General features: G+C 64.3%; 24 protein-coding genes and 1 tRNA gene. 10 read left to right on the top strand and 15 right to left on the bottom strand.

Annotated features, from left to right (window positions below; genetic code table 11):
* Positions 1 to 5: 5 nt before the first annotated feature.
* Positions 6 to 1,685, bottom strand: coding sequence for an arginine--tRNA ligase (gene argS, locus JJ691_RS44830; RefSeq protein ID WP_211765476.1), 1,680 nt, complete (start codon positions 1,683 to 1,685; stop codon positions 6 to 8).
* A 187-nt stretch (positions 1,686 to 1,872) separates the two neighbouring features.
* On the opposite strand from argS, the gene JJ691_RS44825 reads away from it, so the two are divergent.
* Together JJ691_RS44825 and JJ691_RS44820 are read left to right on the top strand one after the other, a co-directional pair.
* Complete coding sequence (locus JJ691_RS44825; RefSeq protein WP_211765475.1) at positions 1,873 to 2,715, top strand: DUF3105 domain-containing protein; 843 nt, start codon at positions 1,873 to 1,875, stop codon at positions 2,713 to 2,715.
* A complete protein-coding gene (locus JJ691_RS44820) occupies positions 2,715 to 3,452 on the top strand; it encodes a DUF305 domain-containing protein (protein WP_211765474.1) in 738 nt (245 codons plus the stop codon). The genes JJ691_RS44825 and JJ691_RS44820 overlap by 1 nt, the downstream gene beginning before the upstream one ends.
* 309 nt (positions 3,453 to 3,761) lie before the next feature.
* Here JJ691_RS44820 and JJ691_RS44815 read toward each other — a convergent pair whose 3' ends face one another.
* A complete protein-coding gene (locus tag JJ691_RS44815; RefSeq protein WP_211772126.1) occupies positions 3,762 to 4,946 on the bottom strand; it encodes an ROK family transcriptional regulator in 1,185 nt (394 codons plus the stop codon).
* A 97-nt stretch (positions 4,947 to 5,043) separates the two neighbouring features.
* Entirely contained in the window at positions 5,044 to 5,340 is a 297-nt protein-coding gene (locus JJ691_RS44810) for a hypothetical protein (RefSeq protein WP_211765473.1), read from the bottom strand.
* A 118-nt stretch (positions 5,341 to 5,458) separates the two neighbouring features.
* On the opposite strand from JJ691_RS44810, the gene JJ691_RS44805 reads away from it, so the two are divergent.
* Positions 5,459 to 6,868 (top strand): APC family permease, encoded by a 1,410-nt coding sequence (locus JJ691_RS44805; protein ID WP_256449320.1) that lies wholly within the window; start codon positions 5,459 to 5,461, stop codon positions 6,866 to 6,868.
* Here JJ691_RS44805 and JJ691_RS44800 read toward each other — a convergent pair.
* Both JJ691_RS44800 and JJ691_RS44795 read right to left on the bottom strand, forming a co-directional pair.
* Positions 6,843 to 7,262 carry an SsgA family sporulation/cell division regulator gene (locus JJ691_RS44800; protein WP_211772125.1) on the bottom strand — a complete coding sequence of 140 codons (420 nt, stop codon included), beginning with the start codon at positions 7,260 to 7,262 and terminating at the stop codon, positions 6,843 to 6,845. The two genes, JJ691_RS44805 and JJ691_RS44800, sit on opposite strands and share 26 nt — an antisense overlap.
* A 108-nt stretch (positions 7,263 to 7,370) precedes the next feature.
* Complete coding sequence (locus tag JJ691_RS44795) at positions 7,371 to 8,273, bottom strand: cation diffusion facilitator family transporter (protein WP_211765472.1); 903 nt, start codon at positions 8,271 to 8,273, stop codon at positions 7,371 to 7,373.
* Between the two features lie 286 nt (positions 8,274 to 8,559).
* Here JJ691_RS44795 and JJ691_RS44790 point away from each other — a divergent pair.
* Both JJ691_RS44790 and JJ691_RS44785 read left to right on the top strand, forming a co-directional pair.
* A tRNA-Arg gene (locus JJ691_RS44790) sits at positions 8,560 to 8,631 on the top strand.
* 508 nt (positions 8,632 to 9,139) lie between these two features.
* Positions 9,140 to 9,667, top strand: a complete 528-nt coding sequence (locus tag JJ691_RS44785; protein ID WP_211765471.1) for a phosphate signaling complex PhoU family protein — start codon at positions 9,140 to 9,142, stop codon at positions 9,665 to 9,667.
* Positions 9,668 to 9,902: 235 nt separating this feature from the next.
* Here JJ691_RS44785 and JJ691_RS44780 read toward each other — a convergent pair whose 3' ends face one another.
* The 5 genes from JJ691_RS44780 to JJ691_RS44765 all read right to left on the bottom strand — a co-directional run bounded on the left by JJ691_RS44780 (position 9,903) and on the right by JJ691_RS44765 (position 15,045).
* Positions 9,903 to 10,463 (bottom strand): RICIN domain-containing protein, encoded by a 561-nt coding sequence (locus tag JJ691_RS44780; protein WP_249228346.1) that lies wholly within the window; start codon positions 10,461 to 10,463, stop codon positions 9,903 to 9,905.
* Between the two features lie 831 nt (positions 10,464 to 11,294).
* Positions 11,295 to 11,522 carry a hypothetical protein gene (locus tag JJ691_RS52735; protein ID WP_249227433.1) on the bottom strand — a complete coding sequence of 76 codons (228 nt, stop codon included), beginning with the start codon at positions 11,520 to 11,522 and terminating at the stop codon, positions 11,295 to 11,297.
* Between the two features lie 135 nt (positions 11,523 to 11,657).
* Positions 11,658 to 12,593: a hypothetical protein gene (locus JJ691_RS52730; protein ID WP_249227432.1), complete on the bottom strand. Its 936-nt coding sequence runs from the start codon at positions 12,591 to 12,593 to the stop codon at positions 11,658 to 11,660.
* Positions 12,594 to 12,914: 321 nt separating this feature from the next.
* On the bottom strand, positions 12,915 to 14,015 hold the full coding sequence (locus JJ691_RS44770) for a DUF3631 domain-containing protein (protein WP_211765469.1): 1,101 nt from the start codon (positions 14,013 to 14,015) through the stop codon (positions 12,915 to 12,917).
* 31 nt (positions 14,016 to 14,046) lie between these two features.
* A complete protein-coding gene (locus JJ691_RS44765) occupies positions 14,047 to 15,045 on the bottom strand; it encodes a bifunctional DNA primase/polymerase (protein ID WP_211765468.1) in 999 nt (332 codons plus the stop codon).
* 549 nt (positions 15,046 to 15,594) lie between these two features.
* Here JJ691_RS44765 and JJ691_RS44760 point away from each other — a divergent pair.
* Positions 15,595 to 16,143: a hypothetical protein gene (locus tag JJ691_RS44760; RefSeq protein WP_211765467.1), complete on the top strand. Its 549-nt coding sequence runs from the start codon at positions 15,595 to 15,597 to the stop codon at positions 16,141 to 16,143.
* A 70-nt stretch (positions 16,144 to 16,213) separates the two neighbouring features.
* Here JJ691_RS44760 and JJ691_RS44755 read toward each other — a convergent pair whose 3' ends face one another.
* Both JJ691_RS44755 and JJ691_RS44750 read right to left on the bottom strand, forming a co-directional pair.
* The gene (locus JJ691_RS44755; protein ID WP_211765466.1) at positions 16,214 to 16,483 is read right to left on the bottom strand and encodes a hypothetical protein; all 270 of its coding nucleotides are present in this window, start codon (positions 16,481 to 16,483) and stop codon (positions 16,214 to 16,216) included.
* Between the two features lie 129 nt (positions 16,484 to 16,612).
* Complete coding sequence (locus tag JJ691_RS44750) at positions 16,613 to 16,912, bottom strand: DUF3631 domain-containing protein (protein WP_211765465.1); 300 nt, start codon at positions 16,910 to 16,912, stop codon at positions 16,613 to 16,615.
* 64 nt (positions 16,913 to 16,976) lie between these two features.
* Here JJ691_RS44750 and JJ691_RS44745 point away from each other — a divergent pair, with 64 nt between their 5' ends.
* Complete coding sequence (locus JJ691_RS44745) at positions 16,977 to 17,420, top strand: formylglycine-generating enzyme family protein (protein WP_306291387.1); 444 nt, start codon at positions 16,977 to 16,979, stop codon at positions 17,418 to 17,420.
* A 20-nt stretch (positions 17,421 to 17,440) separates the two neighbouring features.
* Here JJ691_RS44745 and JJ691_RS44740 read toward each other — a convergent pair whose 3' ends face one another.
* Together JJ691_RS44740 and JJ691_RS44735 are read right to left on the bottom strand one after the other, a co-directional pair.
* Positions 17,441 to 17,653 carry a hypothetical protein gene (locus JJ691_RS44740; protein ID WP_211765464.1) on the bottom strand — a complete coding sequence of 71 codons (213 nt, stop codon included), beginning with the start codon at positions 17,651 to 17,653 and terminating at the stop codon, positions 17,441 to 17,443.
* Entirely contained in the window at positions 17,653 to 18,051 is a 399-nt protein-coding gene (locus JJ691_RS44735) for a hypothetical protein (protein ID WP_211765463.1), read from the bottom strand. Before JJ691_RS44735 ends, JJ691_RS44740 begins: the two co-directional genes overlap by 1 nt.
* A 170-nt stretch (positions 18,052 to 18,221) precedes the next feature.
* Here JJ691_RS44735 and JJ691_RS44730 point away from each other — a divergent pair, with 170 nt between their 5' ends.
* From JJ691_RS44730 to JJ691_RS44720, 3 genes are read left to right on the top strand one after another with little or no spacing between them, the layout of a single operon-like run.
* A complete protein-coding gene (locus JJ691_RS44730) occupies positions 18,222 to 18,428 on the top strand; it encodes a hypothetical protein (protein ID WP_211765462.1) in 207 nt (68 codons plus the stop codon).
* Complete coding sequence (locus JJ691_RS44725; RefSeq protein WP_211765461.1) at positions 18,428 to 18,958, top strand: DUF6879 family protein; 531 nt, start codon at positions 18,428 to 18,430, stop codon at positions 18,956 to 18,958. The genes JJ691_RS44730 and JJ691_RS44725 overlap by 1 nt, the downstream gene beginning before the upstream one ends.
* Before the next feature lie 12 nt (positions 18,959 to 18,970).
* Positions 18,971 to 19,822 (top strand): helix-turn-helix domain-containing protein, encoded by an 852-nt coding sequence (locus JJ691_RS44720; RefSeq protein ID WP_211765460.1) that lies wholly within the window; start codon positions 18,971 to 18,973, stop codon positions 19,820 to 19,822.
* A gap of 85 nt (positions 19,823 to 19,907) precedes the next feature.
* On the opposite strand, the gene JJ691_RS44715 is transcribed toward JJ691_RS44720, so the two are convergent.
* Complete coding sequence (locus JJ691_RS44715) at positions 19,908 to 23,720, bottom strand: NACHT domain-containing protein (RefSeq protein WP_442912562.1); 3,813 nt, start codon at positions 23,718 to 23,720, stop codon at positions 19,908 to 19,910.
* Positions 23,721 to 24,292 lie beyond the last annotated feature (572 nt).

The following is a 24,292-nucleotide window of genomic DNA, read 5'->3' as shown; positions in this document are numbered from 1 at the left end:
CGCGGCTACATCCGTTCCGGGGCGGAGACACCGAGCAGGGCCAACCCGTTGCGCAGCACCTGCTGCGTGGCGCGGTAGAGGTGCAGCTGCGGGACCGCCCGCGGCGACACCTCCTCGTCGCCCTTGGGCAGGACCCTGGCCGTGTCCGGGTCGTCCTTGTCGTCGTAGTACTTGTGGAAGGCGCCGGCGAGGCCTTCCAGGTACCGCGCCACCCGGTGGGGCTCGCGCAGTTCGGCCGCCGAGGCGACGACCTTCGGGAACTCGCCGAGGGTGCGGATCAGCGCACCCTCCTTGTCCATGGTCAGCAGGGTCAGGTCGGCGTCGGCGACGTCGCCGAGCTCGATCTTCAGGTCGGCCGCGTTCTCCAGCACCCGGGCGATGCGGGCGTGCGCGTACTGCACGTAGTAGACCGGGTTCTCGGCGGTGGTCTTGCGCAGCACGTCGAGGTCGATGTCCACGGCGGAGTCCACGGAGGACCGGATCAGCGAGTACCGGGCCGCGTCCACGCCGACCGCGTCGACCAGGTCCTCCAGCGTGATCACCGTGCCGGCCCGCTTGCTCATCCGCACCGGCTTGCCGTCGGCGACCAGGTTCACCAGCTGGCCGATCAGCACCTCGACGGTGTTCGGGTCGTCGCCCAGCGCCGCCGCGGCCGCCTTGAGCCGGCCGATGTAGCCGTGGTGGTCCGCGCCCAGCATGTAGATGCACAGGTCGAAGCCGCGGTCCCGCTTGTCCTTGAAGTACGCGATGTCACCGGCGATGTAGGCCGGCGCGCCGTCGCTCTTGATGACGACCCGGTCCTTGTCGTCGCCGAAGTCCTTGGACCGGATCCACCAGGCGCCGTCCTCCTCGTAGAGGTCGCCAGAGGCCTTGAGCTGCGCGACGGCCCGGTCCACGGCCCCGGACTCGTGCAGCGAGTTCTCGTGGAAGTAGACGTCGAAGTCGGTGCCGAAGTCGTGCAGGCTCTGCTTGATCTCGTCGAACATCAGGTTCACGCCGGTGCGCCGGAACGTCTCGTCCCGCTCGGCCTCGGGCAGCGACAGCGCGCTGGGCTCCCGCTTGATCACCTCGGCCGCGATGTCGGCGATGTAGCCGCCGCCGTAGCCGTCGGCCGGGGCCGGCTCGCCCTTGGCCGCGGCCACCAGCGAGCGCACGAACCGGTCGATCTGCGCGCCGGCGTCGTTGAAGTAGTACTCCCGGGTCACCGCGGCGCCCTCGGCCTCCAGGACCCGGCCCAGGGCGTCGCCGACCGCGGCCCACCGGGTGCCGCCCAGGTGCACCGGGCCGGTCGGGTTGGCCGAGACGAACTCGAGGTTGATCTTCTTGCCGGCCAGCAGCTCGTTGTGGCCGTAGGCCGCGCCGGCGGTCAGCGCCTCGCGCACGATCGCGCCCTGCGCGTCGGCGTCCAGCCGCAGGTTGAGGAAGCCCGGCCCGGCGACGTCCACCGCGGCCACGCCGTCCTGCTTGGTCAGGGCCTCGGCCAGCCAGCCGGCGAAGTCCCGGGGGTTCACCCCGAGCTTCTTGGACACCTGCAGGGCCAGGTTGGTGGCGTAGTCGCCGTGCTCCGGGTTGCGGGGTCGCTCCACTGTCACCTCGGCCGGAAGCACGCCGGTGTCGAGGCCTCGGGAGGTGAGGACGTCGACGGCGGCGGAACGGACAAGATCGGCGAGAGCGGCTGGAGTCACCCCGGCAGTCTAGGAGAGCGTATTCGCAGCTCGCGATGGGGTTATTCACAGACCGAGGGGTGGAACGGCCCTGGTCCCGACGCCGTGACCGGATCGGGGTCTGACGGAATTCTCATCCCCGGTCCCTACACTGGCCGCCGAAGGTCTGGACCGGTGTGGTCCAGCTCACGATGCCAAGGGCGGGGAGATGGCCGGCGGGAAGAAGAAGGGTGGCGGCGGCAGCAAGAAGAACGCCGTCAACGCGGCGCGCGGACAGGTGGTGGGCGGCAAGGGCAAGCCCTGGGGCACCATCATCGCCGTCGTCGTCGTGCTGTTGCTGGCCATCGGCGTGTTCGGGTACGCCTATGCGCAGATCAGCGCCAAGAACGAGGCCCAGGCCGCGCTGGCGCAGTGGCAGCCCAGCGACAGCAACAAGGACCCGTCGACCAAGATCCCGGGTGTCGTGGTCAAGGACTACAAGTCCGGCCAGCACGTGCAGCCCACCCAGCGGGTGGCCTACGACCAGTCGCCGCCCTTCGGCGGCCCGCACGACGGCTTCTGGGCCGACTGCGACGGCATCGTCTACCAGAACGCGGTGCGCAGCGAGAACATGGTGCACGCCCTGGAGCACGGCACCGTGTGGATCGCCTACAACCCCGACAAGATCAAGGGCGACGACCTCAACACGCTCAAGCTCAAGGTGCAGGGCAAGCAGTTCATGATGCTGTCCCCGTACCCGGGCCTGGACAAGGCGGTCTCGCTGCAGTCGTGGGGCCACCAGCTCAAGGTGGACAGCGCCGGCGACCCGCGCATCGACGAGTTCATCTCCGCGCTGCGCACCAACCAGTACGAGTACCCCGAGGTCGGCGCCAGCTGTGACGCGCTGGGCCCGGGCCAGTTCGACCCGCAGAACCCGCCGCCGTTCGACCCGTCCAAGCCGGGCCCGGACGCGGTGCCGATGACCGGCTCCGGCTCGCAGAGCGCCACCAACGAGCAGCAGCCGGCCGGCATGCCCGCCTCCGGCGCCGCCCCGACCAGCCCGTCCAAGTGATGACCGAGACCGACGAACTCGACGAGGTCGCGGAGGAGGAGCTGCCCAGCGGCCCCGTCTCCGCGACCACGCGGGTGCTGGTGCTGGCCGCCGCCGCGGTGGCCATCCTGCTGCTCGGCGCGGCCGTCGGGCTGCTGATCAAGCTGCCCGGCAGCGGCGACGGGTCGGGCAGCCCCGGCCCCGGCTCGGTCGAGGTCGGCTTCGCCCAGGACATGTCCCTGCACCACGAGCAGGCCGTGACCATGGCCAACTGGGCCCGCGACCACACCCAGGACCCGCAGATCCGGCAGCTGGCCTTCGACATCCAGTCCACCCAGGAGGACCAGTCCGGACGGATGCGAGGCTGGCTCATGCTGTGGGGCCAGCCCGAGCAGTCCCCGACCGGGCGGTACATGGCGTGGATGGCCGGGCCCAGCGACGGTATGGCCGGCATGCCCGGCATGAACGGCAACCAGATGCCGTCCAACGGGGTCGACCACATGCCCGGCTACGCCAGCGGCGACGAGATCTCCAAGCTCCAGTCGCTGACCGGGCCGGACATGGACGCCTACTTCCTGCAGCTGATGATGCGCCATCACCTCGGCGGCGCGCCGATGGCCCAGTTCGCCGCCGCGCACGCCACCGTGCCCGCGGTGCGTGTGCTGGCCGAGAACATGCTGAAGTCGCAGGACTCCGAGGTCGAGCTGATGAAGCAGATGATGGCGGCCAAGAACATCCAGCCGCTGCCGATGAACTGACCCGCCTTGATGCTGGGAAGGGGGCATTCCTGGCGTTGAACGCCAGGAATGCCCCCTTCCCAGCACAACAACAGGGGCCGCCCTGCCCGGGGCGGCCCCTGTTGTGCGTCTGTGTGGGGTGAGACGTTCAGGGAGCGGGCGAAAGCGGCGCGGCGGACCGCTCCCTGAACGTGAGGTGGACCTGACCCCCGTCTCGGCCTGCCTCGTATTTATCCCCTTGTGCGACCCTTTTCCCTCCCGAGGAGGTGTTGCTCACGCTATGCCACCAAACCTCGGGTCGGATTCCGCCAAACGAGTGAAACGTTCAAACTAGGCGTTCACACCGCTGCGCTGTGTTACCAGATTCTCGCCACGACGCTCGAACACGATGTCCTGGGCGCCGCGCAGGCCGGTGGCGATGGCGCCGGTCAGGACCGCGTTCTCGCCCAGCTCGCCGGGGCAGATCCGGGGCGCCATCGGGCTGATCTCGTGCAGCGCCTTCTCCAGCGGCTCCACCAGCAGGTCGGTGTTGGACCCGATGCCACCGACCAGCAGCACCACCTCCGGGTCGATCACCGCCGACACCGAGGCCACCAGGAAGGCCAGCTTCACCGCCTCCTGCTCGACCACCGCCAGCGCACCGGCGTCGCCTTGCCGGGCCAGCTGGAACACTTCACGGGCCGAGCCGGCGTTGCGCACGCCGTGCTCACGGGCCAGCTTCACCACCGAGTTCGCGGCGGCGGCCTGCTCCAACATGCCCGGTGTGGACGGCGTCCAGCCCTCCGACTCCGCGTCCACCCAGCCATAGGGCAGGTAGCCCACCTCGCCTGCGGCCCCGTGCGCGCCGCGGAACAGCTGCCCATCGACCACGATGCCCATGCCGATGCCGGTGCCCACGTTCACGCAGACGAAAACGTCCACGCCACGGGCCGCGCCCTGGTCCCGCTCGCCCACCGCGGCCAGGTTGGCATCGTTCTCCACCACCAGGTTCGGGCCCAACACCGCTTCCAGCTCGTCCAGCAGGCCGCGACGGCCCCAGCCGGGCAGGTTCGGCGCGTAGTGCAGCATCCGGCCGCGGCGGTCCGGCACGCCCGGGCTGCCGACGACCGTCAGCACCACATCGGGCAGTTGCAGGCCGGCCTGGCCGACCACGCCGGTGGCCATCTCGTGCACCGTGCGCACCAGGGCGCTGGCCGAGCGACAGCGGTTGGGTTCGTCCACTTTGGCCACGACCGTGCCGGCCAGGTCGGCCACCGCCAGCCGGATGCGGCCGCGGCCGATGTCGATGCCCAGCACGTGCCCGGCCGCCGGGTCGGCCTCGTAGAGCACCGCCGACCGGCCGGGGCCGGCGCTGGTGCGCCCCGCCTCCCGAACCAGTCCGTCCTGCTCCAGGTCGAGCAGCGCCTGCCCGACCGTCGGCTTGGACAGTCCGGTGTCCCTGGCCAGGCTCGGCCTGGTCGCGGCGCCGCCGCCACGCAGCCGGTCCAGCACGATCCGCTGGTTGAGCTCCCGCATGCTCGCGGGCGTGCCGACCTGTGGCGCCCTCACACCGCTTGCCTCCGTGTCCAGGGGCCAAGGCCCCGCCGACCTCCCATAGTAGGAGTTGACCGGATCAATGGAGGTGAGCCGCCAGGGCGCGGCGCAGACCAGCGAAGGCCGGGAAGACATCGACCCGGGTACCGGCGCTGTCCGACCGACCGAAGGTCACGATGGTCCAGACCAGCTCACGGCCGAGTCCGGCCGTGTAGACCACGGCCGCGCAGTCCACACAGGAGGCCACCGCGGCCACCGGCGCGAGCGCCAGGGGATGGTCGTCGGCGACCGCCTCCACCAGCTGTTTCTCCAGGTCGACCCGCTGGTCGTCGGACGCGATCCGCCACGACTCCGGGAATAGGCCGGACGGCGTCACGCGGCTCAGTCTCCCGCAAGATCAGGTCACGACTTCGTCGGCAGTCACCGTCGGCGTGTTCCCCATCACCTGGTCTATATGTTAAGAACCTTTCCTAATTCGACCAGGGAGGTGGGGCGTGGCTTCGGACACGCAACAGGTGGGCCTCGAACGCAAGATCGGGCCATGGCAAGCGACCGCCATCAACATGACCCAGATGTGCGGCGTCGGGCCGTTCCTGACGATCCCGATCATGGTCGCGGACGTCGGCGGTCCACAGGCGGTGTTCGGCTGGGTCATCGGCGCGATCATCGCGCTGGCCGACGGCCTGATCTGGGCCGAGCTCGGGGCCTCGCTGCCGGGCGCCGGCGGCACCTACATCTATCTGCGGGAGGCGTTCCAGTACCGGACCGGGCGGCTGATGCCGTTCCTGTTCGTGTGGACCGCGATCCTCTACATCCCGCTGATCATGTCCACCGGCGTGATCGGCCTGGTGCAGTACCTCGGCGCGCTGTGGCCGGCGGTGGTGGACAGCAGCGGCAACGTGAACACGTTCGGCCACATCGTGGGCATCGTGATCACCGCGGTCGTCGTCGCCATGCTGTACCGCAAGATCGGTGACACCACCCGGATCACCACCGTGTTCTTCGGCGTGATGCTGGTCAGCATGTTCGCCGTGATCATCGCCGCGTACAGCCACTTCAACGGCGCGATGGCCTTCACCTACGCGCCGGGCACGTTCGCCGCGGGCGGGCCGTTCTTCATGGGCCTCGGCGCCGGACTCGTGCTCTCGGTGTACGACTACCTCGGCTACAACACCAGCGCGTACCTGGGCGGCGAGGTGCGCGAGCCGGGCAAGACGCTGCCGCGCTCGATCATCCTGTCCATCGTCGGCATCATGTGCCTGTACCTGCTGCTCCAGGTCGGCATCCTCGGCGTGCTGCCCTGGCAGGACGTGGCCAAGTCCACCTCGGTCGCCACCCTGGCCGTGTCCACCGCGTGGGGCTCGACGGCCGCCGACATCGTGACCGTGCTCATCGTGGTGACCGCTTTCGCCTCGGTGTTCGCCGGTCTGCTGGCCGGCTCCCGGGTGCCCTACGAGGGCGCCCGCGACAAGCTGTTCCTTCCCCAGTTCGCCAAGCTGCACCCCAAGGGGCACTTCCCCACCGTCGGCCTGCTGGTGATGGGCGTCATCACCGCCGTCGGCTCGCTGTTCACGCTGACCACCGTGATCAACATGCTCACCACGGTCATCGTGCTGGTCCAGGCGCTGGCCCAGGCCGCGGCCCTGGTGGTGCTGCGGCGGCGGCAGCCGAACCTGAACCGTCCGTACAAGATGTGGCTGTTCCCGGTGCCGCTGATCATCGCCGTGGTCGGCTGGATCTACCTGTACTTCTCCACCGACTGGCTGTCCATCGGCCTGTCCGTCGCCTGGGTGGTCGTCGGCGTCGTGGCGTTCCTGATCTGGGCCCGGGTCGAGCGGATCTGGCCGTTCGGGCCGAAGGAGATCACGGAGGCGTACCTCACGACATCGACGTCAGGCGCGTGAGCTCCGCGTCGATGTCCACCCACAGGTGCTCGTTGCCGGGCATGACGACCTCGTAGGTCTCGTCCAGGAACTCCGCCAGGTCCTCCGCCGGGGCCTCGAAGACCGCCTGACCCGACGGCGAGCGCAGCTCCACCACGACCATCTCGACATCGCTGTCCGACGGCCTGATCCGGATGTCGCCCTCACCGGCGTCGCCGATCAGGCCGTCGGCCAGCAGGTCCCGGGCGAAGGCCCACTCCACGCAGTCGTCCCGGCCCGGGCGGAAGGCCGCCACCACCGCGAACGGGTCCAGCGTGTCGTAGCGCAGCTCCACCTCCAGCGGCACCAGGAAGTCGTGCGCGGCCAGGAAGCCGAAGTCGACCCTCGACGTGATCACCTTGCGGTCGTTGCCCATCATGTCCGTCCCCTTCGCTCTCTCACGTCTTCACCCGTGACAGAGGTGGGACGCAGCACCGCTGGGATACCCACGCAGTTTTCACAGAAGACACCCGAACGGGTGCCGCTACCAAGTCAGGTCGCGGCACTTCCCGGTGGCCTCACGAGGCTCGACCTGGACCGTCGCGTGCTCCAGCGAGTAGTCGTCGGCCAGCAGTTTCTGGGCCCTGACCAGCACATCCGCCGGCACCGCGGTGGGGGCCACCGCGAGGTGGGCGGAGGCCACCTCCATGCCCGATGTGAGGGTCCACACATGCACGTCATGAGCCTCGGTCACGCCGTCCAGAGCGGTGAGATCGACTCGTAGCTGCTCCACGTCCACCCTTTCGGGGGCGTGCTGGAACAGGATGCGCAGGGCCCTCTTGGCCAGGCCCCAGGTGCGGGGCAGCACGAACAGGCCGATGGCCACCGCGATGACCGGGTCCGCGTAGCGCCAGCCGGTCGTCAGCGTGATCAGACCACTGATCAGGACGCCCACCGAGCCGATCAGGTCCGACAGCACCTCCAGATAGGCGCCGCGCAGGTTCAGGCTCTCCTTCGCCCCTTCGCGCAGCAGCAGGAAGGCCGTCGCGTTGATCGCCAGCCCCACAACCGCCGTCAGCACCACCGGCAGTCCCGGCACCTCCGGCGGGGCCGTGAACCGCTCGATGGCCTCGTACAACACGTAACCCGCCACCGCGAACAGCAGCACCGCGTTCGCGAGCGCCGCCAGCACCTCCGCCCGGTACATGCCGAACGTTCGGTTCTGGTTCGCCTTGTTCCTGGCCGCCAGCATCACCGCCGCCAGGGCCAGCCCGATGCCCACCACATCGGTCACCATGTGCGCCGCGTCCGAGACCAGCGCCAGCGACCCCGTGGCCACCCCCACGGTGACCTCGACCGCCAGGAACGTCGCCCCCAACCCCAGGGCCGCCCACAACCGGCCCACGTGCTTCCCCGACGCGCTGCCGTGCCCGTGTCCGTGCCCCATAACGCCCTGTCCCTTCCACTTCGCTCACCGCGAACATATAGCGACATGCGCATAAGTTCAATATGGTTAGCCTAACTTTCCCCCGAAAATTCCGTCATCCCCCTCGTTCCCCTGTGGCCTCCACCACAACGATCACCCACCCCCGCCCCGACCGCCCCATCGCCCGCGCCACCCCAACCCCCTGACCAGCGACTTTCCCCACCGCCACGGCCTATCGCCCCAGGACGACAGCCCGTGCAAAACCCCTCCACCCCGTGCTGTAAGCTTCTCCCCAGTTGAGCAACGGGCCCCCGTAGCTCAGGGGATAGAGCACCGCCCTCCGGAGGCGGGTGCGCAGGTTCGAATCCTGCCGGGGGCACTCGACAGACACCCACGAAAACGGCCCTTGACCAGCGCGAACGCGGTCAAGGGCCTTCTTCGTGTGTCCGGCCATGTCCGGCCAACACCGGCCGTTGGCGGGCATCTGTGCCGAATACGTGCCGACGTTTTCGTCTACTTGGGACGGTGACCACGTGCGGCTCGGACCCGTCGCTGTGCAGCTGTTCGACTGGTCCACTACCACCGCACCTGGTGCGGGTCGGCTATAGCCCGCTGCTCCCAGCCCTCGCGACCGTCACGGCAGATGCCGACGCGGGGGCAGCGCTGTTCGCTGTGAAGGCGGGCGGCTTCTTGGAGTTGGCGCGGATGGGAATCCCACTGCTGTCTATCAAGGCTGAGCGCTCGAAGGGATCCGCGCGGTCCTGCCTCCGCCCATTGCCGCTGTCGGCGCGGCCCCTACGTGCCGCCGCCCGCCGTCGCTAGGGTCATGGCTCGTGTGAGAAGCCTTCCGCGGGGACCTGACCCAGCTCGGCCAATAACTGGCCAGCATGTGCGCCGCCGCCGCGACCGCGATGCGGCAAGCCACCGGCGCGCTGTTGGAAGCAGACCTCAGCCTGGCCGAGCACGTTCTCGCCACTGACGCCGCACCCGACGCCAAGCGCACCGAATGCGAAGAACACGCGTACTCGCTGCTGGCCCTGCAAGCCCCGGTCGCCCGCGACCTGCGGATCGTGCTCGCCGCCACGTACGGCGCGGAGAAGATCGAGCGCATGGGCGACCTGGCCGCACACATCGCCGACAACGCTCGCTTCGCCCACCCCAATCACGCCGTGCCCGCCGAGCTTCGCGACACCGTCGCCCAGCTCGGTGACATCGCCGCCGGCATGGCCGACCGGCTCGCCACGTTCGTCACCGCTCCGGCGGCGGGATCATTCGCCGAGCTGGAAGACATCGACATGACCGTCGACCAGCTGCACGCGGGCATGCTCGCGCAGATCAGCGCCGCGGATTTCGTCCACGGCCCGCAGGTCGCGGCGAACCTGGCCCTGATCGTTCGGTTCTACGAACGAGGGTAAGCAGGATGACCTTCTCGATGCGAACTGTCGGCGAGCGGGCTTCCACAGGTCGTTGACTACATCCGACGGAAGCTGACCGCCGGCGATGGTCGCTCACGGTCGCTGCGGTTGCTGCACTTCTCTGCTGTACAACAGCGCCGCGACCACCGCCGGCCGAGCAGAGGCTAAAACTCTAGTATCGGGTCAACCACCTTATCCCATCAAGTACATGCAGCACCGCCACAGGGTGGCTTATCTACACTAGATAGAATTCTTGGTTTGCCGCACCAGGAGAACAGATCCACTGCTGCAGAATCACACTATCGTTCGACGACCAGTTGGGGACATCTATACACTTCCCGCTAGCCTTGTTGACCACCCGATAGCTTCCACCGGTGGCCGACTGAAACTGCCATTGCTGGTTATCGTAACCCAAGCAGTACCATTGAAGCAGCGGTACGCCGTTGTCAAGCCAGCCGCCCTGAGGCGTAATGCACTTATGGCTGTGCTGCCCCTCAATCTCATAGTAGCCGTTACCCATGTCGGCGAAGAAAAACTTCTGCGCCGGATGGTTATGGCAGTGGTACTGCTGGATCCAGGCACCCGCATCGTACGAGTCGTCTCGGACGTCCACGCAACTACCACTGTTCCGATTATGCATTTCGGCCCAGAAGGAACCGAGCACCCGAGCCCGAACCTGCCCTTGCGCCACATCTGCGCCGTACGCCGCGCCGACACTCGGAGCCATAATCAACCCCATAAACGCCAACACTGCCACAGCAACCAGTAGACAGGAAATCCGCATACGCTTCTTCATGTCCACTCCCATATCATGCTTCAGGCTTTAGTAAACTCGCATCTCAAACGCTTTAGTAAACTCGCATCTCAAACGCTGCCACGGTAGTCCTAAAGTAGCAGCAGTTGCGCAACCCGGCGCTTTTAGCGTACTACCACTCTCACCCCAAGGCTTGACCGGTTTGCGACAATGACAGGTTCACACCGATCGGCAATCTTGCATGCACAAACACATTATTCAGAAAAGAAGCCGTCATCGCCCAACATCTTCCGCCACCCCTCATAGTCTGCAATGTTTGCAAACGAGAACATTCACTACGAACGGTCACAGTTGATCGTTTGTCGTTAGTTGATAAGGAAAAAGTGCGGAGATGATCTCACCCCATGAGCCACACATGGGAAACGATCATCTCCGGCAAATTCAAGTAGGGCGTTACCCCGATACCCTGCCCACCCGGCACAACCTCGCCTTGCTCCAACAGACCAGCAAGGACTCGAACTGATCTCTGTCAGCACTTTCTCTGCTCGCGCGTTTCCCCAAGTTGCCGAGGGCATCCACTGGGTTCCGCCCTTCCCGGACCCGACATCATGTTCGTGGTGATGGGCATCGTGTCGGCCGTCGAGCAATTACTCGGCTGACACCCGTCGGCTAGGCGGCGCGAGCCTGCGCCGGCCTGGCCTCGTATGGGACTCCGTCGCGCACAGGGCCCACCGGGGTACTCTACAAACACACATGAAGACGGTCCTTGACCAGCCCAAGCGCGGTCAAGGACGGCCTTCATGTATCCGGCCGTGCTCGACGGCCAACGGCCGTTGGTGGGTATCTGCGCCGAACACATTCCGACGTTCTCATCTAATCCGGCCGGTGCCCCAGAGCGGCCTGCACTCGCTGCTGAGCAGCGACAGCGCCGCCGTCCAGACACTTCGCGTAGATCTTGAGTAGCACCTCGACCGAGTGCCCCGCCCACTCAGCCACGTCGGTAGCCGGCACACCGGCGTTCAGCCACGTGGACACCGCCGCGTGCCGCAGGTCGTACGGCGACTTTGCCAGCGGTCCCGCCACCGCCTGCTCGGTGAACACCGCTGCACGCGCCCTCTACCAGGCACGGACGATAGTCAGCTTCGGCAACTCCTCCTTGTTGCGCTCCCCCACGAACAGCCTGCCGTCCGGGCCAGTGCCGAACTCCTCGATGTGGGCGTGCAGCAACGCTGTCAGCTACGGCGGGCATGGCACGGTGCGGGTCTCCCCGACCGCTCGCTGTTTGAGCTGCCGTTGGTCGCGGTTGGCGCCGCTGTCGGTCCACCCCTTTCCGGCGTACGGCTCAGCCCGTTCGAGGTGCAACTCTCCCCAGCCCTCAGCCGGCAGGGACAGGTTGTGCTTCGCCAAGCCAACCGCCTCCTCCGGTCGCAAGGCGGCGAAGTACAGGCAGCCGAAAAACGCCACCATGCGTCGGCCGACACGTCCCTGATCAGCGACCGCGTTGAGCAGCGTTCGGGCCTGCACGGGATTGGCCACAGCGCGCTTGTCGACCACCTGCACGGTCTTCGGCGCAGTCCACTTCAGCGCCGGAATCGGGTTGCTGTCGAGTAGCTTCCGCTCGACGGCGTACTCCGCGGCTGTGTTGAGAATCTTCCGGCGACGGCTCACCACGCTTGGCGCGGCTGGCTTGCCGTCAAGTCGGACCGTCAGCCCGTCCAGCAGCGACCGCAGTACTTCAGGTTTGGCCAGCGCCGAGACTGGCAGCGAGTTTCGCTCCACCCACCTGAGTACTACTCGAACATTGGCCGGACAGTCCTCACTGTCGCGCTTGTTGGTGTTGAACCCCCACCGGCACAACGCGGATCGGATCACCTTGTCGTCAGGCTTGCCCTTGGTCGTGATGAACATGAACGGCGCAACCACGGTCAGAGCCTCTGCATGGGTACGGCGCGTGGTTGCTGCGACGCGCGGCCACTTCATGTCAACGAAGGCACAAGCGAACTCATACCACGACATGGTGTTGTTGGCCCGCTGCATGGAAACCGGGAGACCTGAGACGACGTCGAACGCCTCACCCTTGCGGGCGGCAGAAACCAGATCGGACCGAAAGCTCTCCGCGAGTGCCGACGTCTTGAACGGCTCCTTGAACTGGTTGCCCGCAAACCTGAGCAATGGTCATTTGCCGCTTGGCCTGTGCAGGCTGGCGCGGTGCAGGAATCGCAGACACGGTTGTCTTACCCCCGGTGGTGATCGGCGGTGGTGATTGGCCGTCGGGCGCTGCGGTCCCGTCACGGGAACCGCGATCGCGCCCGGGAGGGGGAGCCGTCCCAAGCGTCCCAAGCGTCCCAGTGCAGGTCAGAGCGGGACGGCTTGCTTTTTGGGACGCTTTGAAGCGTCCCAACCGCCGATCAGCGGGACGGCTTGAGCCGTCCCATGCGGTGAAGCCGTCCCGCACCTGACCAGGCACGGGACGCTTGGGACGGCTGGGACGCCTTACCCCTCGGGGTTGGCGTCCTCGGTGGGCGGAGCGGGGCAGTAACGGAGCCAGGCGTCGGCGAAGTCAACGCGCCGGAACCCCTTGGCCTGCGTCCCGTCCGGAAAACGGATGTTGGCGGACCGGATGTCGTACTCCCCAAGCATCCGGCCCAACTTGGCCGCGGTCAGTCCCTTCTCCGAGTACTCGCACCACGGTGCCTCGGGGTTGGAGTTGAGTTGGCACAACACGTAGGCGGTGGACAGTTCCTCGTGGCCGGCGAAGATCATTCGGATGTCAGCGAGAAGCCGGGCGGACTTCGCTGCCTGCGTGCTGCTTTCGGCCTCGGCCGTCAGCACCAGCACCGCCGTGCGAGCGCGGTCGGGCCAATCAGCGCCGGCGTGGTCGGCGACCACGACCAGCGGCTCCCACGTGTCGGCAGCCCGGTCCTCCACCGGCATCGGCGGTTCGGCCCGTTCCAGCGTGGGCAGGTCCGCCCGCAGCCACTCGGACACGCGTTGCCGCAGGGATTGCAGCAACGGCCCGTCCCGCCGACGCCGGTAGGGCGACACTGTTTCGCCGGGAGCGCGGCGTCGCATTCGGACGATGACGGCGCGGTCTTCGATGGTGTCGGGCATGGCGCCGATGCCGGCGAGTGCGGCCATGGCGAACGTCGGCAGCTTCTCGACCCGGTTGGCGGCGGCGTCGTACCGGACGGTGGGCCGGTTGCGCTGGTGCCCCGCGTTAAGCAGCCCTCGCAACCCTTCGTTGCCGTCTGCCTTGGGACCGAAGATGGTGTCGGCCTCGTCGACCAGCAGCGTCGGCGGATCCTCCGTCACCGATCGGTAGATGGCGGCCTCGGAGGAATTGACGGTGATGAACGGGTCGTGACAGGTGACCTCGACCACGTCCAACAAACGGCTTTTGCCGCACCGTTTTTCCGGTGCCCGGATGACCAACCGCGGGGCGTGCGGCCAGGCGGGTTGGGCGTGCGTGGCAGCGATCCACAACGTGACGGCGTCGGCGGTCTCGTCGTTGGGCAGGATCACGTACTTCTTCAACGCGGCCCGCAACTCGTTCAGCAGCGCCGCGCCGTCAACGCTGCCGTTTTGTGGTGTCACGACGTGTCCTTCTGTTCAATCTGTACACCAGTCATGCGGCACCCCGTTGCTCGAACAGCCCGGCCTGCACCGGCGCAGGCTGTTCAGCGGGAGTAGCGCGGGGGCGGTTGCTGCCGATGCGCAGGCCGTTGGTGATGGTGCGGCGGACTTCCCGCTCGGTGCACCGGCATGGCCCAGACACCATCTGCGCCGCGGCTTCGTAGAGGGCGAGTTCGGCTGTAGTCGCAGGGAGCATCCTGGCTCCGAGGAGTTGCCCGAGTGCGATGGATGCCGTGAACAGCACGCTGGTGTGGTTGGTTGGCTGCGCCTTAGCGACCCGTTCGCACTCGCCAGTGATTGCGGCGTCGACGTAGTTCGGCAACCTCGCAGAGACGCGTACAGGCGCTGCTGTGGTGGCCACCATGGGCCTGGGAGCAAGCCGCTTAGCCAACCACCCCGGCAACTCTGCCGGGTCGGTGTTCTCGGTGACCGTGTACGGGCCGTCCGAGGTGGTCGATCCGGCAGCGACGACGTAGCCGCCGTGCGCGCGGGTGTCGACCTTCCAGCCGAGCCCGGTGCCGGCCTCGCCACCGGTGTTGCGCAGCTGCGTGCCGGGCGGGGCGGTGAAGTACAGGTGCGACCCGCCGCGGGCGGTGCTGACCGCGTAGGTCTCCCACGGCACCGGTTGCCCAGCCTGCTCACAGACGGCGGTGAACACGTCGTGCCCGTCGACGACCCCCTCCCGGTTCCAGCCATCCGGGGGCACCTCGGACGGTGACTTGCGGGTGTCGAGGTCGACCACGACCAGCCCGGACGGCCCGGTAGCCAGACTGATGTTGAACGTCCTCGCCGACCAGCAGCGGTGGATGATGTCGGGGTCGGTGGTGGCGCGCTGCTCCCAGCCCTGGTGTCCGTCGGCGCAGGCGTCGGTACCGGGGCAGGTGCGCAGGCCATGCAGCGCGGGCAGTTTGCTGCCGGGGCGCAACGGAAAGACACGCCGGCCCCTCGCGGCGGCTGCCAACGCGGCTGCCAACAGGTGGTTGTCGTTCACACGCGGCCCTCCCTCGGTTGCAACGCAGGGGTTTCAAGCCCCTGTGTGAGGTGGTGAAACGGCAAGTGGGGCACAGTCCACAACGGACCACGCCCCGCGGTGTCGACACCGCACGCGCTTCGGTCGCGGGCGAAGCACACCCGACAGATGAACGCGGCAGTGTTCGACGGTGACGCTGTGGCCCTGCTCGTGCAGCGGTGCGGCGAGTAGTTCGACCAGGGCGACCGAGCTTCACCGAACTAAAATCGGATCGTCGCAGAGGTTGACCTGTTAATACTTGCCGCGTCCAGCGTGGCCAGCCAGCGCGTACGCCGCGCCAAGATCACTTACTCGTTTGACGCAGTAAAGTTGGTCGTCTGGGACGTGCACTCTACGATTCGGAATGCCAGTCGTGGTGCGGACACAGCAACCCGGCTTCTATTCACACGCCTGGTCGTACACAAGTAACCATTCGGCGCTATCAATACTCCCGTCTAGGCATCATACAATGGGAGCATTCGACCAATACGACAACTGTCCAGATCTTAGCTACACAAGAACGGGGGCCGGATGAATCAGGCCGTAGTAGCGCTCATAGGAGCAGCTATTGGTGCGCTCACCGTACTTGCGGGCAGCGTGATAACCAATACCGTCTCCTTGAGAAACGAACGGTCAAGGCGCAAGGAGGCCAGGCTTGTAGCATCTACCCAAGCGATACGCGAACATGCAGCAGTGGCCTTTGCGGAGATCTTCGTTGTCCAGCACGCAATAAACTGGATCACATGGCTTGCAAAACATGATCCGGCCGCGGTAGATAATACCGCCATCAAGGCATACGACGACGAGGTCCACAAGTCCCTCCCTAAAGTTCTCGGGGCGATGACGATTGTGGCCAGCCTAGACCTTAGTGTATACGATAAATTGTTGCCGGTATACGAGTATATCTATCGGCTCGACGATAGGGTTGCCATCGCGCTGCGGGGACTTACGGCCAACCGAGAGCAAGCTGTTCGTGAGCTTCAGGACTGTTTGACCGAAATAACCCAGATAGAGCGCCGACTCCCGCGCCAGGTCGCAGACATAATGACCATGGAGGCCCGTCTGCGGCCTTGCAAGTGACGGCTGTGTGCACCGCTCGGACTCTACTCAGCATGTTTCTGGTCAGCGGCCAGGCTCGCGATGTTTCTGGTCAGCGGCCAAGCTCGCGGCGGCGGTCGGTGCGGATGTCGTGGCGGACGCGGGTGAACGCGTTGTGGATGCGGCGTCCGAGTCGGAGCACGCGGCCGGTGCCGTTGCAGCCGCGGCACAGCCGGATGCCGCCCATCCCGCGGTAGCCGCCGGTCCCGCCACACCGCTTGTGCGGCTTGAACGGGAACCACGCACACGCCACGACGTAACGCAGCGTGAGCAGCAGGACTGCGAGTGGGATGACGGTGTCGACCAGCGTCGACGGGGTCACAAATGCCTCCCAGAGGGTGTTTGGGGCCGTGTTCGGCCGGTGCTGCTAGGAACTAGGGCACTGATCAGGGGTTGTTTGAGGCGCTAGCGCCCACCGCGGCCGGCCGCCGGAGGGGCGTCGACGCCCGGGTCAGTCACCATCCGTGATGGCTCCGGTGATGTCGTCGCGGGTGATGCCACGGCGGTTGGCACCCTTGCCGGTGGCCGAGTCGGTGCCCCACACCTGCCCAGTGCGCACCCCGTAGGGCTTGAGCGTGGCGGCGAGCTGCGCAGCCATGGCCTTGGACTCCTGTTCCGCCCACGGCCCGTAGACCGATGGCCGCAACTCCGCCAGGCGGGAGACGACGGTCTCCGACCACAGCTTGTCCTCATCCGCACCGAAGATGCTGGCGATGTCGGCAAGTAGGGTGCTGCCCTCAACGTCGTCCACTTCGGCATCAAGACCGGCCGCGTAGCCGCCTCAGCACTGGCCAGCTGGGCAATACCCCGAAAAGATCCTGGATCATCCAGTGGTCTTCGTGACATGGACCGACGCTCATGACTATGCCGAGTGGGCGGGCAAGGCTTTGCCGACAAGCCAACAATGGGAGAAGACTGCACGCGGAACTCGCGGGGCGGTCTACCCATGGGGTGATCAGCCAACTCCCGCAAAATGCAACGTCAGGGAGATCGGGGTCGGTAGCACCACCCCCGGTGACCGGTATCAAAGCGGCATCAGCCCATATGGCGCGTATGACATGTGCGGCAACGTGTGGGAGTGGTGTTCGTCCGAGACTACGCCCGGCAGGTACGAACTCAAGGGGGGCGCGTGGACAAGCCCGTTCAGCAGGGCCACGCCATCCTCGTTCAATGATGCCGCCGCAAGCATGTGCGATGACGACACTGGCTTTCGCTGCGTCACGCCTGCTGACAGCTTGGAACGGCTGCTGGGCATCTAACAAGCGGGCAGCCCTACCTTTTACGACTCCAGCGGCGGGACGCCGGTGTGTACGGCGATCATGTCGCAGACCGACCGGTACATCTGCCAGCCGTCCCGCGCCTCGACGTCTTTCAGGTAGTCGTTCGCGCCAGACACGTCCCCGACAGACAGGAAGCCGAGGCAGAAGTGGAAGTGCGTCAGCGCCCGGTTCGCGCGCTGCTGCTGCTCCGTCTCCTGTTGGCCGGTGGTCATCATTGCCCCCCATCGGGGGAGCAGAACCCGGTGGGCGCGGCGGCCGGGGAACTCACCGCGTCCACCGGAGTCTGGGACCGACCGTGCCGACCGAGTGCAGGCGGGGTCGGCACGGCCGGGGTCGGGGTGTCGCGGTGCAGCAGACGGCCTAGCCAGCCCGGCCGCCGGTGTCGGTGAACGTTGAGCCGTTGGTCCAAGTCCCGCAACGACTCGCGGGCTGCAAGGAACGCGGCGCACCGGGCGCAGTGTGGGCCGGGCAGGGTCTCCATCGTTGCGAGCGTGATCACCGCGCCGCACACGGCTTCCGGCTCCGGACGGTTGTCGTAGAACTGCTCGTCCGTGACGGCATGGTCGATCCGGTCCGTGCTCGTGAGCCAGGTCGTGAACAGCTCGGTCATGACGTGCCTCCGCGATACTCGACGCTTGCCGACTCTGAGCCATTTGACACAACTACATAAGCAATCCTAGCAATCATCTCCGATGTCCACCCGACTGGACGACAGTTGCCGGCGATTGGACCAGGTTGAATGGTCCAGAATGACCAACCCGAGCAATCTGGAGGACAACCGTGCAGCTCACCCACATCGCGACAGAGTCCGGCAAGTCAGGCTGCCCCTCGTTCTTCGCCACCGACCGTGGCACCTACGTCGTGCAGGGCTGGCGGATCGACGACGCTGACGCGCTTGCGACGCTCCAGGAACGAGGTCTGCCCGACCATGAGACCGCCATCGAGATCCCTGCCGCGCTGGTGCAGCGCATCCGCGAGTCGGGCTGATGACACAGCTGGACCGAGCCCACTTCCAGACGCTGTTCGACCAGTTCCGGCACTCGGCCTGGCGGCTGGAGATCCAAGGCTGGTACGACGAACCCGACGAAGGTCCTCTCCTCGCGCAGTGGCTCCAGGATGGCGACCAGACACCAACCCTGGCGTGGTTCGCCGACTGGCCCGAACGCATCGCCGAACACGCCAAGCAGGGCAAGCGGTACAGCCGTGTGCGGGTGCTGACCAACCCGCTCACCGACTACCTCCGGTGGCAGCTGGGCATCATCACCGCACCTGCCATCAGCGCTGGCGAGGACATCCGCGTGATGCCGGCGGACGTCGCCGCCAGGCTGCCACTGAGGACGGCCGACTTCTGGATGTTCGATAACGAACGCGTCGCTGTGCTGGAGTTCGAGCATGGCGCGGTCACGGGCGCCCAACTCCTCGACGATCCGCGAGCAGTCGAGCCATTCCACGCAATCCGAGCAACCGCATGGGATCATGCGGTGCGGTTCGAGGAGTACAGCCAGACCAGATCGTGATCGAGGAGAGCATTGACCAGCAGCTTCGAGTCCCTCCGCCTGGAGTTCGGCGACAGGCTGCGCCGTCTGCGTGAACAGGCCGGGTTGGACGGCAAAGATCTTGCCGCCCGGCTCGGCTGGCAGGCGTCAAAGGTCAGCAAGATTGAGCGCGGCAAGCAGACAGCCACCGACTCGGACCTGGTCGACATCCTCGACGCGTTGGCGGTGCCGGATGCCGAGGCTGAGCAGCTACGGCAACAGTTACGCGACCTACGCCTGAAGCAACTCGCCTGGCGACGTCAACTCCGCGCCGGCCACCGCGACCGCCAGCGTCAGGACCTCGTCGACGAGCAGACCGCGCACACGATCCGGATCGTCGACATCATGGCGGTACCCGGCGTGCTGCAAACCGCGGACTACGCGCGGGCGATCTTCGCAACCCAGGCCGACCTGCTTGAGGTGCCTGTCAGCGACATCGACGAGGCGGTCGCCGTGCGGATGCAGCGGCAGCACGTGCTCTACGACTCGTCCAAGACGATCGACATCCTGATCGCCGAGGCCACGCTCATGCACCCGGTATGCACGCCGGCGCAGATGGTGGCTCAAGTCGACCGGCTTGTGTCGGCAACAAGCCTGCCGGGCGTGCGCGTCGGACTGCTGCCGGCGTATCGACCGCTGCCGCACTTGCTGCCACACGGCTTCTGGATCGTCGATGACGTCGTGAGCATCGAGAAGGTCACGGGTGAGGCACGGGAGACTGATCCCGAACAAGTCGAGATCTACGGCAAGTTGACGGACCGCCTGTGGAGTGCCGCCGTCGCAGGAGACAAGGCGCGAGCGCTGCTCCTCTCCTGCGGCCAGCGTTGGACCGAACTCGCACGCTAGCAACGGCGACTTAAGGCGCTGGCTCGTCTACGGCACAACGGTCGATATATGAGTACCACTCGACTTTATACGGAAGCACGGCTGGTTAACTGTCAGCACTTCTCCGTCGACTCTTTTTCCGGAGAACCTGAAGGCTCTTAATGACTGAATCGGACAAATCGCCACCCTGTGCTAGGACCATATCTTCGGCAGCGGCAGCCAACTCTTCAAAAGGTCCTTCAATGCTCGCAAGCCACCTTGCCGGGGACGATGCAACAAGTTTTATGTACTCCTCTACAACCGTCCTCCGCTCATCACCCCTAGATTGATTCAAAGCAAATCCAACAACTCCATAAAGATCCTCGAAAGACCGTTGTCCCTTAGCTGGCTTCAACGACCACGCAGCCTTCTGTCGGAGCAAGGTAAGTGTGGTGGGAGCACCAAGCAAACGCACCATACCTGGCCCACTTCTTCCAGCCAGCGTCTCTACAAGAAGACGAATCCAATCAAAAGTGCCACATTGACCGGAAAGATCGAGTAAGCATAGCACGGCTGAACGCGATCGACTGGCAATTGCCCACACGTCAGCCAAAGGGCCTAGCAAAGCAGCTGCTTCGTCTACCCCAATACCACAAGCAAGCATTTCATAACGCAGTTCCGCAACGATTTGCGATCGCTTTTCAGGCGACATATCACGAAGGAAGTCCAACAAATCTGCGCCTAGAGTACTCTCTTTGCGAGAGCTTACATTTAAGGGAAAGTAAGTGCGCTGTTCGCGACACTGAGAAATCAGGTCTGCCACAACCATTGGCCGTTCAGAAACGAGAGATTCAACAAATCCACTATCGTTAGGCGTTCGAAAAAAGGAACCATCAAAAGCTAACAGCTTCCGAACAAGCTCTGCGTTTATAAGCGCAATCTCGTCACGATTCATCATCCGACTAGTTCTACGGTCAGGCTTGGGTGCGGCATTCCGTAGGATCAAATTACTTGCCGTTCTCACATTGTTAAGCTCCTCTGACAAATGTTCGATTCCGCCATTTTCGGCACGCCTTCTAAGCACAGAACGGGCCTCAATCTCGCACCGAAAGTCAGATCCTGGAACTCCATGAAGACTTGCAAGATAATCCAATGACGGAGAGGCGTAGGGCTCGACGTCCTGGAGCGCCCATCCCGTCAATGCGGTCAATTGATCGTCACCGATCGCTTGACCCAATTCAAACAAACCCCACAGAGTCGCCCTCGCAAGGCCGAGGCCGATTGGATCCTTCACATGAATCAACACGCCGTCTTCGTCTACTTTCGCACTCAGGACCGCCGCCAGTCCCATGAGATTTTCTCGCCCAAGCCCAGCCCGCCAGAGATCGACGAGACTCAACCATGGATTTGGTGACAGGTCCGAACTTAGCCGACTAAGGACCACGCGAAACGGCCCACCGATTACACATCGAAGTAAGACCAAGTTCAGCGTATAAGTTGCAATATTTCTTAATGCCGCTGCCCGCGGGAATGGCGCATCCCCACCTAGCAACATAGTCGGCAATTCGGCGTCAGACAACACTCGCTGAAGTTGGGCGTATAGCAGCACTTCAAAGGCGGCAACAAAGCTAGGCATATCACTTATGCGGCGACCACTCCATTGTCGCATCATTTGCAAGACCATCGGCCGACTAAACAGTGGCGTGACCATCAAGGTGGCGAACCATGTGCGCGGCAAACCATCCCGACTATCTAGAAGCTGCTGCAAAGTACTACCGAGGGCTGGCTGTGCTCGCATCAATGCGACCGGATCGACCTGCTCCGACACGGTTGCAAGCATCCATTCAGCAGCCAAGAACTCGCCAAATGTGTTATGTAGAAACTCGTACGCTGCCGAGGTGGCGGACGCTTTATTGGTCCCGCCGCGCAATTTAGAGCGCGACTCATGCACGAAGAAGAAGCTTCCCAATAGCAGTTCCGCTTGGCTGAGCGGAACTCCTGAATTGAGCTTGACGTCCCGGGTGACCCTAAAATACTCGAGGTCAACCTGCAGGTCATCCTTGCTAATATGCAACGCACGCCGGTTGAACATGCCAATCGCAGCAACGCCTAGCCGCTTGAGGTCATCGGCAATCAGGGTATTCCGATCGCTGATCGGCAGCGCACGAAACTGCTCATCCTTAAATCTCTCGCGCGAGATGAATCGTAGAAGTAGGCTGTTATATAGCGCCGTTTGATCGATATCTTGCTCGCGAGAGAGGCGATTGCCTTCCGAATCGTAAAGTGCGAGCATAAGCAGGAGCAAGGGTTGTCGAGCTAGATGTTCTACCTCACGACTCTTTGGCAAGACAAGCGGACTCACACCACGAGATTGGAAATACGGAGAGTTGACTCTATTCCAGATATCGATCCAACTAGACTGCCGTGCTACATCGAATTCTTCCAGGCGAATTATCGTGGTGTCAATCGGGACATCAACCTTGTCAATTAGCGTTACTCGGCTGGTCACAATCACGCGCACTGGGCGACCTTGTACCTGCTCCCGGTGCTGAAACCTAGCCACTTGTTTGAGGTAGTTGCCAAACACCTTCCCACTTGCCTGCAACAACTCGTCATATCCATCTAAGACCACCAGCGGCGGACGACTACAGCTAGCCGACAAGGAAGCCCAGTTAACATCGTGCCCGGTATCAACGCGGATCTGCTCTTCAATCTGATCCTGAATATCGGAGTCAGGGTTGACGTCGCGCAGCTTGACGCGAACCGGATGATACTCGCCGGACGCCAACCGTGCCGTCAATATCTCTGTGAGAAGTGATTTCCCCGACCCTGGCTGCCCCAGGATCAAAAGTGGTGTATCCAGGCTGTATGGGCTCGCAAGATACGACAGTATGTAGGCGCCTATGTCATCCCGCAATGACTGCACTTCCCACATATTTTCGTCTTCTAGTTGTTTTCCGCGACTGTACCTGAGCGGACGAAACGCTTGTGGAACAAAGATCTCAGACTTCTTTGGATACTGAAGGTCCACGCCGTCCGCACTGGAATACGTGTCGTCGATTACAGGCTCATCTATAGTCGCACCATAAGAGAGACCAAGCCCGCTCAGTACATCATTCAGACTATTCGGAACGGTGCGAGCCAGGATCTCGCCTAGTGATGAAAGCCCAACGTCGATACCACTCTGTTGCGTGGCTAACATTTCGATAGCCATCCGCACGTCTGTAGCAATATTTTCAATGTCACGTCGGGTGAGCCTATGCTCCTCAAGGTTTGCCCAAGCGGAGAACTCGGGAAATTTCACACACAGGGCCAAGTATTGACCTCTGTAGAGCTCTAAGGCCTGTTCGGGAAGTTCTCGAATCTCGGCCATAATTCGATCCCGCGTGACCTCATTGGCGTCGTCCCAAACCGACAATTCACGCAGTAGCTTTAGCAGTGCGCCAGCCATGTCGTTATAAAGTGGAAGCAACTGCTCCGCACTCTTTTCAATCGGCTCGTTAGGATGTGGCAGCTCAATCCGATACTGAGCAAATCCAGCGATGTCGCCTGACGTGACCGCCTGTAGAGCGTCGTTGGTTAGCCACACTCGGTCCTCTGGGCTCAAGGCACCGCGGATCTCCGGAAGGACGCGGTCAACCGCTTCGAAGAACGCCGTATAGCAGCTTAGGCAGTACGCGCTAAACAACAGGTCATGCCGGGTTAGCTGGTCGTCGGCTACACGTCCAGTCATTTTGCGGATCAGCAACTTGCCGGCTTTCACTAGCTCGTTCTTGGCGCCAAACAAGCCGAATACCGACGCTGCGGGAACGCCCAGCACGGCCGGCGAGAGCACCATCAATGCTCCAGACAGCGCGTCCAATGCGTCGACGACCTCACTGTCGGAGGGGCCGGCCTTGAGCATCCTGCACAGCTCATTGAACGTTAGATCCGTTTTCAAGCGCCATCGCCTTCCTCGATCCTGGTTCAGTGAAGCTGATCGAGTAGAACTGGCCTTCCGTTACAGGTAGCTGGTGCTGTGGACGCGTCCGTGCTGAGCAGTAGATCAGCCCATCCGACGGGCTTACCCAACTGACGTCCGAGGCCACCTGCCGGATCTGTGGACCAGTACGCCTGCGACGACAGTAGAACCTGCACTTCAGTTGCCCTGCACTCACGCACAGTTCGCTGTTTCTGCTGGTCAGGCGCACGCCAATGTCCTGGGAGTCAAGTAGACTGGTTCGCGGCTAGCCTCGTAGGTAGGCTCGCCGCTGACTTCACAGCGGCCCAGTCGCGCTGAGGCAGGCTTGTGGGAAACCGCAGGAGGTCATGCCTCGGCCGCGGCCGGTGCGGTGGTAGCTAGCGCCTGCCTCGCCTTCGTGGTCCTCGTCATCAAGGAATTCAAGATCCGGATGTGGTCAAAGAGGTTCGGGGAGGCGGTAGAGCCTATGACTAAGATCATCACGTCTGCAGATAAGGCGGCATCGCTCGGCCGAGATATCAACTTGGCGCAGCTGCGATGGGGGCGCAGCT

The organism is Kutzneria sp. CA-103260, assembly GCF_018263855.1.
Classification (GTDB): Bacteria; Actinomycetota; Actinomycetes; order Mycobacteriales; family Pseudonocardiaceae; genus Kutzneria.
Note: the sequence above shows the minus strand (reverse complement) of the source record. Positions and strands in the feature narration are given on the sequence as shown.